This window comes from Methylobacterium variabile, from assembly GCF_001043975.1.
GTDB classification, from domain to species: domain Bacteria; phylum Pseudomonadota; class Alphaproteobacteria; order Rhizobiales; family Beijerinckiaceae; genus Methylobacterium; species Methylobacterium variabile.
Map to the genome: position 1 here is coordinate 1 of NZ_LABY01000192.1, position 9,187 is coordinate 9,187.

Annotated in this window: 8 protein-coding genes and 1 pseudogene; 3 read left to right on the forward strand and 6 right to left on the reverse strand. The window is 70.3% G+C overall.

The window, feature by feature from the left end:
* Together VQ02_RS38380 and VQ02_RS25700 are read left to right on the forward strand one after the other, a co-directional pair.
* Nucleotides 1-281 (forward strand): annotated as a pseudogene (locus tag VQ02_RS38380) (hypothetical protein); the annotation flags it as partial.
* Between the two features lie 493 nt (nucleotides 282-774).
* Nucleotides 775-1,269, forward strand: coding sequence for a hypothetical protein (locus VQ02_RS25700; protein ID WP_048447088.1), 495 nt, complete (start codon nucleotides 775-777; stop codon nucleotides 1,267-1,269).
* Nucleotides 1,270-1,444: 175 nt separating this feature from the next.
* Here the strand turns inward: VQ02_RS25700 and ppk2 are convergent, their stop codons facing one another.
* The 5 genes from ppk2 to VQ02_RS25725 form a co-directional block, all read right to left on the reverse strand.
* Complete coding sequence (ppk2, locus tag VQ02_RS25705; RefSeq protein ID WP_048447089.1) at nucleotides 1,445-2,287, reverse strand: polyphosphate kinase 2; 843 nt, start codon at nucleotides 2,285-2,287, stop codon at nucleotides 1,445-1,447.
* 13 nt (nucleotides 2,288-2,300) lie between these two features.
* Nucleotides 2,301-5,492 (reverse strand): efflux RND transporter permease subunit, encoded by a 3,192-nt coding sequence (locus VQ02_RS25710; RefSeq protein WP_048447090.1) that lies wholly within the window; start codon nucleotides 5,490-5,492, stop codon nucleotides 2,301-2,303.
* 4 nt (nucleotides 5,493-5,496) lie between these two features.
* Nucleotides 5,497-6,612: an efflux RND transporter periplasmic adaptor subunit gene (locus tag VQ02_RS25715; protein ID WP_048447091.1), complete on the reverse strand. Its 1,116-nt coding sequence runs from the start codon at nucleotides 6,610-6,612 to the stop codon at nucleotides 5,497-5,499.
* Nucleotides 6,613-6,792: 180 nt separating this feature from the next.
* Complete coding sequence (locus tag VQ02_RS25720; protein WP_245239846.1) at nucleotides 6,793-7,263, reverse strand: hypothetical protein; 471 nt, start codon at nucleotides 7,261-7,263, stop codon at nucleotides 6,793-6,795.
* A gap of 125 nt (nucleotides 7,264-7,388) precedes the next feature.
* Complete coding sequence (locus VQ02_RS25725) at nucleotides 7,389-7,712, reverse strand: GCG_CRPN prefix-to-repeats domain-containing protein (protein WP_048447093.1); 324 nt, start codon at nucleotides 7,710-7,712, stop codon at nucleotides 7,389-7,391.
* A 722-nt stretch (nucleotides 7,713-8,434) separates the two neighbouring features.
* On the opposite strand from VQ02_RS25725, the gene VQ02_RS25730 reads away from it, so the two are divergent.
* Entirely contained in the window at nucleotides 8,435-8,926 is a 492-nt protein-coding gene (locus tag VQ02_RS25730) for a helix-turn-helix domain-containing protein (RefSeq protein WP_048447094.1), read from the forward strand.
* A 27-nt stretch (nucleotides 8,927-8,953) separates the two neighbouring features.
* Here VQ02_RS25730 and VQ02_RS25735 read toward each other — a convergent pair.
* Nucleotides 8,954-9,187, reverse strand: a 234-nt coding sequence (locus VQ02_RS25735; protein ID WP_048447092.1) for an integrase core domain-containing protein, incomplete at its 5' end; no start/stop codon positions are given.

Genomic DNA, 9,187 nt, shown 5'->3' on the forward strand with positions numbered 1-9,187 from the left:
GGGGTGGGGGCTTCCACGGAGGCGGTTTCCGCGGAGCTGGCTACCGCGGTGGAGGCTTCCACGGCGGGCGCGTCGCGGGGATCCGGGGTGGCTACCGCGGCGGCTACGCCTACCGGGGCGGATACGGCGCCTACGGTTACCGCTATCGCCCCGTCGGCTACGGACTGGCCGCGGCCGGCGTCGGTGCCGCTGCAGCGGCCGGCTACTATGGGACCACCTACGGCCGTTGTGGTCCCTACAGCTACTGGGATTCCTATGCTGGCACCTGCCGCCCGTACTGACCCGCGCCATGGCGGTCAGGGCCGTGACCGCAAGCCGCGAGGGAAGCCGCCCGTCGGCATCCTCGCGGCCTACCCGCACGGACCATCATGGAGACGTCGACCATCGTGAGCGCTTCAATGCGCAATACGCCCCTCCGCCCGACGCTCCCGGCACGCCTCCTCGCCGCCGCGGGCTGTCCCCGGCACGGGCGCAGACCGTGGGGGGACCGGCCCTCCTCGTCCACGATCTTTGCTGCGGCCTCAGGAGCCGGGCGCTGCGGCCGCCGGTAGACACCCTCGATGCGGCATGGGCCCGGCACGACGCCTGTACGCCTCCGGAAGGCCAGTCTTCACCGGAGGCATCGGCGAGACCGACGCCGGGGGCCGCGCCTCACGAGAAGTCCCGGCCCGCAGGCCTTCGTCATCCCTGCCGACGAGGAGGCCATGATCGCGCGGATGCGCGCGGTGCTCGCGCCGGCATCCCGGCCGGCGCCCCGTAGAACGGAGACCCGCGATGGAGACGCAGACGACACCGGCCGTCGACCTCGGCAACGAGCCGTTCATGTCGGCCGACGACCTCGATGCCTACTCGGCCCGCGTGAAGGCAGCCCGGGCGACGAGGGAGATGGAAGGACAGGACCGCGCCGGCAAGGCGCGCGAGGAGCTCGTCAGGCAGCTCGCCGAGCCGGTCGCGCTGACGCCCGAGAAGGTGCAGGAGATCACCCAGACGCTCCTGCACCGGCTCCGCATCGCCGCCGAGCAGGGCAAGAAGGAGCTCCTGGTGATGCGCTTCCCCAACCTGATGTGCACCGACAAGGGACGGGCCATCAACAACGCGGAGCCGGGGTGGCCCGCCACCCTGACCGGCCGGCCGCGGCAAGCCTACGAGTTCTGGCACGCGCGCCTGCACCCGGCCGGCTACGGCCTGCGGGCGATGATCGTCGACTGGCCGGACGGCATGCCGGGCGACGTCGGCCTCTTCCTCACCTGGGAGATCGCGCGGCACTGAACGCCGCCGGAGCAAGGGAGACGACCAGGGCCGCGAGACCCCGAGCCGGCCTCGCGCGGGCCCACCCTGACGGCCGCTGCGACGCGGCGATCCGGCGCCTCGAGGAGAGCAAGGCGAGCCTCGGCCTGTGAGGCCGCCCCAGGTGCTGAAGAACGGGACCCGGTCCGGGTCGGCGTCAGTACAGCTCCGGCACGAAGCGCCGGTTGCGCAGCGTGTCGTCGTAGGCGTTCTTCTTGCTGCGCTTGGGCAGGTCCACCGGCTCGGCCTCGCGCTCCTCGTAAGGGATCAGGTGGAGGAGGTGCGCGATGCAGTTCAGGCGCGCCCGCCGCTTGTCGTCGGAGCGCACGACATGCCAGGGCAGGTCCTCGGTGTCGGTCGCCGCCAGCATCGCGTCGCGGGCGCGCGAGTAGTCGTACCAGCGCCGGTAGGACTCGATGTCCATGGGGCTGAGCTTCCACTGCCGCAAGGGATCGTGGATGCGGGCCTCGAAGCGGCGGCGCTGCTCGTGCCGGCCGACCTCGAGCCAGAACTTGACGAGCCGGATGCCGCTGCCGGTGATCACCCGCTCGAACGACGGGCACAGGGCGAAGAAGCGCTGCCGCTCGGCCTCGCTGCAGAAGCCCATCACGGTCTCGACGCCGGCGCGGTTGTACCACGAGCGGTCGAAGATCACGACCTCGCCGGCGGCCGGGAAATGCGCGAGGTAGCGCTGGAGGTAGAGCTGTGTCTTCTCCCGGTCGGAGGGCGCGGGCAGAGCCGCGACCCGGAACACCCGCGGGCTGACCCGCTCGGTGATCGCCTTGATGGTTCCGCCCTTGCCGGCTGCGTCGCGGCCCTCGAACAGGACGACGATCCGCGCGCCGGTCTCCCGCACCCAGGTCTGGAGGTAGCTCAGCTGCACCTGAAGCTTGTGCAGCTCGCGCTCATAAGTCTTACGCTTGAGCCGTCGGCCCCCTGCGACCTGTTCGGACTCGTCATCGCGGACCTCGGCCAACAATCCCTGGTCGGTCTCGTCCATGGCCGCTCCTCCCCTACTCCGCCGGCAGGTGGCCGGGCGCGCCTGTGGGCGCGTCGGGTCGCGCGGTCGGCTCCGCCTTGCCCTTGCCCCCGCCCAACAGGCGCCAGGCCCGCTCGCGCAGACCCTGGAACACGACGTAGAGCGGCGGGATCACGAAGATGCCGAGGAACGACGCGGCGATCATGCCGCCGAAGACCGGCGTGCCGACGTCGCGCCGCGCGAGCTGCGAGGCGCCGGTGGCGATGACGAGCGGCAGGAGCCCGAGGATGAACGCGAAGGAGGTCATCATCACCGGCCGGAAGCGCAGCCGCGCGCCCTCGGTCGCCGCCTCGCGCAAGGGCACGCCCTTCTCCCGCTGCTCCTTGGCGAACTCGACGATCAGGATGCCGTTCTTGGCCGCCAGGCCGATCAGCACCACCATGCCGATCTGGGCGTAGAGGTCGAGGGTGAGCCCGCCCCAGACCATCGCCACGTAGGCGCCGACGATGCCGACCGTCACCGAGAGCAGCACCGGCACGGGGATCGTCCAGCTCTCGTAGAGCCCGACCAGGAACAGGAAGGCGAACAGCACCGCGAAGGCGAGGATGATCGCGGTCTTCCCCTCGGCCCGCTTCTCCTGGAAGGCGGTGTCGGTCCACTCTCCCCCAAAGCCCGTCGGCAGCGTGCGGGCGGCGACCGCTTCCAGGGCCGCCAGGGCCTGCCCGGAGGAGACGCCCGGCGCCGGCCCGCCCTGCACGGTGACGGCGCGCAGGTTGTTGTAGCGGATGAGCGAGGGCGGCCCGACGACGATCCGCACCTCGGCAAGCGAGCGCAGCGGCACCATCCCGCCGTCCTTGTTGCGCACGTTGATGCGGTAGATGTCGTCGATCCGCCGGCGATCGTCGGCCTCGGCCTGGACCTGGACCTGCCACGTGCGGCCGAACAGGTTGATGTCGTTGACGTAGTAGCCGCCGAGCGAGGCCTGCAGCGCCTGGAACACGGCGTCGAGCGAGACGCCGAGGATCTGGACCTTGTTGCGGTCGATCTCGAGGAAGACGGAGGGATTGGTCGCCGAGAAGGTGCTGAACACCCGGTTGAGCTTCGGTTCCTGGTTCGCCGCGACGATGAGCCCGCGCAGAACCTGGGCGAGCTCCTTGGGGTCGCCGCCGCGCAAGTCCTCGAGCACGTAGGCGAAGCCGCCGCCGGTGCCGAGCCCGATGATCGGCGGGGGCGCGATCGGCACGACGGTGCCCTCGGGGATCGTCCGGAAGCGCTGCCCGAGCCGCGCGATCAGCGCCGCCGCGCCGTCGCCCGCCCCTTTCCGCTCCTCGAAGGGTTTGAGCGTCACCACCAGGAAGGCGGCGTTGCTCTGCGAGTAGTTGTCGATGAAGTTGAGGCCAACGACGGTGGTGGTGTCGGCGACCGCGTGCTCCTCGCGCAGGATCGCCTCGGCCTTGGCCGCGACCTCCGAGGTCCGCCCGACCGCGGCCCCCTCGGGCAGCTGCACCACGACGAAGAACGCGCCCTGGTCGTCCTCCGGCAGGAAGCCCGTCGGGGTGATCTTCGCCAGCTCCACCGTGCCCCAGGCGGCTGCCAGCGACAGCACGACCCCGATGAGAGACAGGCGCACGATGCGCGCGACCGCAGCGCCGTAGCCGTCGCGCACGGCGTCGATGGAGCGCATCACCCATCCCATGAGACCCCGCCGCGGCCCGTGATGGGGGCGCAGCAGCACGCCGCACAGGGCGGGCGAGAGCGTGAGCGCGTTGATCGCCGAGAGCAGCATCGAGACCGCGACAGCCACGGCGAACTGGCGGAAGAGCTCGCCCGAGATCCCCGGCACGAAGGCGACCGGCACGAAGACGGAGAGCAGCACCAGCGTGATGGCGATGATCGGCGCGGTGATCTCTGCCATCGCGCGCTTCGTCGCCTCGCGGGGAGAGAGTTCCGGGTGCTCCTCCATCACCCGCTCGACGTTCTCGACCACCACGATGGCGTCGTCGACGACGATGCCGATGGCGAGAACCATGGCGAGCAGCGAGACCGAGTTCGCCGAGTAGCCGACGGCCTTGAGCGCGATGAAGGTGCCGATCAGGCTCACCGGCACGGCGAGCGTCGGGATCAGCGTGGCGCGCAGGCTGCCGAGGAACAGGAACACGACCACGACGACGAGCACGAAGGCCTCGACCAGGGTCTTCTGCACCTCGTGCACGGTCTCGGTGATGAAGGCGGTGGGGTCGTAGGTGACCTTCCAGGCGAGTCCTTCCGGGAAGGACGGGGCGAGGGCCTCCACCCGGGCCTTGACCTCCTTGAGCGTCGCGATCGCGTTGGCGCCGGGCGACTGGTAGATCGCGATCACGGTCGCCGGGCTGCCGTTGAGCCGGGTCTCGCGGTCGAGGCTCGCCGCACCGAGCTCGATCCGGGCGACGTCGCCGAGGCGCAGGAGCGAGCCGTCCGGGTTGGTGCGCAGCACGATGTTGCGGAACTGCTCGGGCGAGGTGAGCCGTCCCTGCGTCTGGATGCTGAGCTGGAGCTGCTGCTCGTCCGAGATCGGACGCGCCCCGATCCGGCCGACCGGGGCCTGGACGTTCTGCGCCTTGATGGCGCCGATGACGTCGCCGGCGGTGAGGTCGAGCCCGGTGAGCTGGTCGGTCCGCACCCAGGCCCGCATGGCGTAGTCCTGCGGACCCCACAGCGTCGCGTCGCCCACGCCCGGCGTGCTCTTGATCTGGTCGAGCAGGTTGATGGTGACGTAGTTCGAGATGAACAGCGGATCCTGGGCGTCCTTCGGCGAGTAGACCGCGAGCACGCCGAGCAGCGCCGACGACTTCTTCTTGACCGTGACGCCCTGCTTGCGGACGTCCTCGGGGAGCTTCGCGAGCGCGATCTGAACCCGGTTGTTGACGTTGACGGCGTTGATGTCGGGGTCGGTGCCGAGCTCGAACGAGGCGGTGAGCGTGTAGCTGCCGTCGTTGCCGCTGACGCTCTTCATGTAGATCATCTTGTCGACGCCGACGACCTGCGACTCGATCGGCTGCGCGACGGTCGATTCGACCACGTCGGCGGAGGCGCCCGGATAGGTCGTCGTCACCGAGACCTGGGGCGGGACGATGTCGGGGTACTGCGCCACCGGAATGGTGAGGAGCGCCAGCGCGCCGGCGATCGAGGTCACGATGGCGATGACGATCGCCAGGCGCGGGCGGTCGACGAAGACGGCGGAGAGCATCGGATCACGTCCTGCCGGTCGAAGGCGACGCCGGCACCGCCCGGACCGCGAGGCCGGGCCGCACTCGCTGCAGCCCGTCGACGATGACGAGCTCGCCGCCGTTGAGGCCGCTCTCGATCACCGCGTCGGTGCCGCCGGCGCCGGAGGCCGGCGTCACGCGCCGCGTCACCGCCCGGTCGTTCTCGACCACGAAGACGTAGACGCCGCCCTGGTCGGCGATGAGCGCGCCTTGCGGCACCACCACCTTCTCCTCCGGCGTGCCCGTCTGGAGCGCGACCTGCACGAGCTGGCCGTCGCGCAGGGCGCCGGCCGGGTTCGGCATCGTGGCGCGCACCAGCACCGTGTCGGTGGTGCGCTCGACGCTGATGTTGACGAAGTTCACCCGCCCGACCTGGTCGTAGGTCGAGCCGTCCGGGAAGCGCAGGCGCACGGCGATCCGGCTGCGGTCGACCGGGGCACCGCCCTGCTGCACGCGCAGGAACTCCCGCTGGCTCACCGGAAAGGTGACATACATCGGATCCTGGCTGACGATCGAGGTCAGCACCCCGCTGTCGGGCCCGACGACGTTGCCCTTGGTGACGCTGGTGCGGCCGATGCGGCCGGTGATCGGGGAGAGGATCTTCGTGTAGCCGAGGTTGATCTGGGCTGTCTTCAGGTTCGCCTCGTCGCCCATCACGGCGCCCCGCGACTGGTCGAGGGCGGCGCGGGCCTGGTCGCGGGCGACCACCGTGCCGGAATTGCGGTCGAGGAGATCCTGTGCTCGCTGGAGCTGGATCTCCGCGAGGGTCTGGGCGGCGTGGCTGCGCTCCAGAGCGCCCTCCGCCTGGCGCACGGCCGCCTCGAACAGGTCGGGCTCGATCCGGTAGAGGGGCGCGCCCTCCTTCACGACGTCGCCCTCCTTGAACAGAACCGCCTCGAGGTAGCCGGTGACCCGCGCCCGCACCTCGACGCGGCTCACGGCCTCGACGCGGCCGACGAAGTCGAGCGCCTTGTCGATGGCTTTCCGCTGCGCTGCCACCGTCCCGACCGGCAGGGCCGCGGCGGGATCCGTCTGTGCCTGGGCGGCGGAAAGCTGCCAGGCGAGACCGATGAGGAGGAGCATCCCGGGGCTGCGGACCATGATCGTTCCTCGGGCCTGACGGTGACAGGTCTTCCTTGCGGTTCTCCATCCTTGCAGGTCGCGTCCCTCCGGCTTGATCGGACAGGACAGCCCCGACCGTTCACCCGCCGCGCGGGCCGGGCGGCCCCTCGAAACCGGTGGTGCCGGACAGGACGAGGGCGCGCAGATGATCGCGGCCGATCAGGCGCTCAAGCTCCCGCCACGAGAAGTACGGTACGAGCGCGAAGGCCATGATGACGGCGATGGCGGCCAGACCACGCACGCCGCCGCCGCCGATCGCGCCGGCAGGCTCTCGGCAAGGGACCGCCCCTTGCACAGCCCGATCAGCGTCTCCTCGACCGCGTAGGCGCAGACGAGGAGCACCGCGAAGCCGCCGGCGCGCGCGGCGATCCGCACGAGCGGCGCGCGACGCGCGGGGCGCCGTGCCACCACACCCTCCGCCACCAGCACGACCTTGGCGAGGATCCAGGAATTGACGATGGCGAAGCCGTAGAACTGGTAGCCGATCCCGTGCCGCGAGAGCACGACCGTCTCATGCAGCACCAGGACGCCGAAGACGACGAGAAGATAGGCAAAGATCGCGGAGATCCGCGCGACCTCCTCGCGCAGGCGCCGCCGGACCCGTGCGCAGCGGCCCGCGGCAGCCGACATTGCCGGGCCGGGTCCGCCCGGGCCGGCTTCGAGGGACGGCGCTTCGATCGGCGCATGCCGCATGCCGCTCTCCCGGACGATCCCCGCGTGTCCCCTCACCGACGCGAGCGCGCCGCCTCGATGGCTTACCGCCAGCCCCTGCGGCCGCCGCCGAAGCGGCCACCGCCCCCGTAGCGCCCACCGTAATGGCCGACGCGATGCCCGTATCCCCTTACGGCATAGCCGCGTCGGCCGTAGACCCGGCCGCCGTAGACGCCGCGATAGGCGTAGGCGCCCCCTCTGTAGACGCCGCCCGCGACGTAGGGAGCGCCGTAGTTCGGCCGGCAGTACCCGTAGGGACCGCGGTGGAAGCCGACGCCGCACCCTTGGGCCGCGAGGGCCGGAACGACACCCAGACCGATGAGCGCGCCGAGAAGGGCTGCTGCCGTCGAGAGGACGAGACGTTTCATGAGGTCCACCCCCGCTTCATGAGGCCCATTTCCGCCTGCATCCGTCCGGACGCGCGGCAAACATCGATCGGGCTCGGGTCCGCGCGGGCGCCGGCGGATCCTTCGCGTCTCGGGCCGGCAGTCGTGACGCTCCACCCTGCACAGCTGAGCGGCGCCGAAGCCGCCCGGCGCCGCTGTCGGCTGGATCCGGCACGAAGCAGAGTGCAGCGGCGGGCGCGCAGAGACAGCCCATGTTCCGCTCGGTCGATGGCCGGAAAAGGCCTAGCCTCGCAGGAGGTCGCCATTCGCACGTCACCGGATCCGCTGTCAGGCATCCCGTGGTTCCTCGTGGCGCCGGCCGGCAGCGCCTCCCGGACATCGTCGGGGTACTCGCGCTCATTCGTCCCGCGGAGATGTCCAACGCGACACAGAATGGTTGCTCCCGTGCCCGATGCTTGATCGAACACGACACGGACTCCGGCACCGACAGCGTTCGGACGCCCAGAGGGCAACGTCCACCCGTTGCAGGCGTCGACGCGGATTGGTGTCAGGATGGCACGGACTCGCGACGCCTTGCTGCAACGCTCTACGGCATGAGGCTCGCGGCAAGAATCGGTTAACCGCCGACAAGTCGGCAAGACCGCGCGTGGAGGCGGGTCATGGGAGAGATCTTTCAGAGTGGAAGGGCTAGTGTCCTGCGCCTGAAATTTGTGGCAAAGCAGTGAGCCTGCAGGGAGGCGCTGATGGCCTACCGTGTGCCCGCCACACTCGAGCTCAGCGCCGAGGAACGAGCCGAGCTCGAGAGCTGGGCTCGCCGCCGCAAGACCGCTCAAGGCTTGGCCTTGCGGGACAGGATCGTGCTGCTGGCCGCCGACGGGCTGAGCAACACTGCCGTCTCGGCAGAACTCGCCACCGGCAAGCACACGGTCGGCAAGTGGCGCAAGCGCTTCGCCCGTCAGCGCGCGGTCGGGCTGCTCGACGAGCCCCGCTCAGGAGCGCCACGCCGGATCGGCGACGAGCAGGTCGCCGAGTTGATCGACCGCACGCTCTCCGAGCGGCCGCAGGGCGCCAGTCACTGGAGCCAGCGCAGCATGGCCAAGGCCAGCGGAGTATGGGGCACCACGGTCGGCCGGGTCTGGCGAGCGTTCGGTCTGCAGCCGCACCGGTCCGAGACCTTCAAGCTCTCGACCGATCCGCTGTTTGCCGAGAAGGTGCGCGATATCGTCGGGCTCTGATGTTGGCCCGTTTTCGTGGAGTGGTGATCAGCTTGCGGGCGATGGGTCCGCCAGCATCTCCTTCTCGTAGCGGATCGGCGAGCGGTAGCCGAGTGCGGAGTGGCGCCGAAGCGGATTGTAGAAGCCCTTGATGAAGGTGAAGACGGCCATACGGGCCTGTGCTTGTGAGGCGAAACGCCGGCGGTCGAGCAGTTCGCATTCCAGGGTTGCGAAGAAGCTCTCGGCCCTGGCGTTGTCGCGAGCATCGCCGACCGAGCCCAT

Bases quoted from the DNA above. Each gene is read 5' to 3' on its own strand.
- VQ02_RS25700 (WP_048447088.1), top strand. From the start codon at position 775: ATGGAGACGCAGACGACACCGGCCGTCGACCTCGGCAACGAGCCGTTC.
- ppk2 (WP_048447089.1), bottom strand. From the start codon at position 2,287: ATGGACGAGACCGACCAGGGATTGTTGGCCGAGGTCCGCGATGACGAG.
- VQ02_RS25710 (WP_048447090.1), bottom strand. From the start codon at position 5,492: ATGCTCTCCGCCGTCTTCGTCGACCGCCCGCGCCTGGCGATCGTCATC.
- VQ02_RS25715 (WP_048447091.1), bottom strand. From the start codon at position 6,612: ATGGTCCGCAGCCCCGGGATGCTCCTCCTCATCGGTCTCGCCTGGCAG.
- VQ02_RS25720 (WP_245239846.1), bottom strand. From the start codon at position 7,263: ATGTCGGCTGCCGCGGGCCGCTGCGCACGGGTCCGGCGGCGCCTGCGC.
- VQ02_RS25725 (WP_048447093.1), bottom strand. From the start codon at position 7,712: ATGAAACGTCTCGTCCTCTCGACGGCAGCAGCCCTTCTCGGCGCGCTC.
- VQ02_RS25730 (WP_048447094.1), top strand. From the start codon at position 8,435: ATGGCCTACCGTGTGCCCGCCACACTCGAGCTCAGCGCCGAGGAACGA.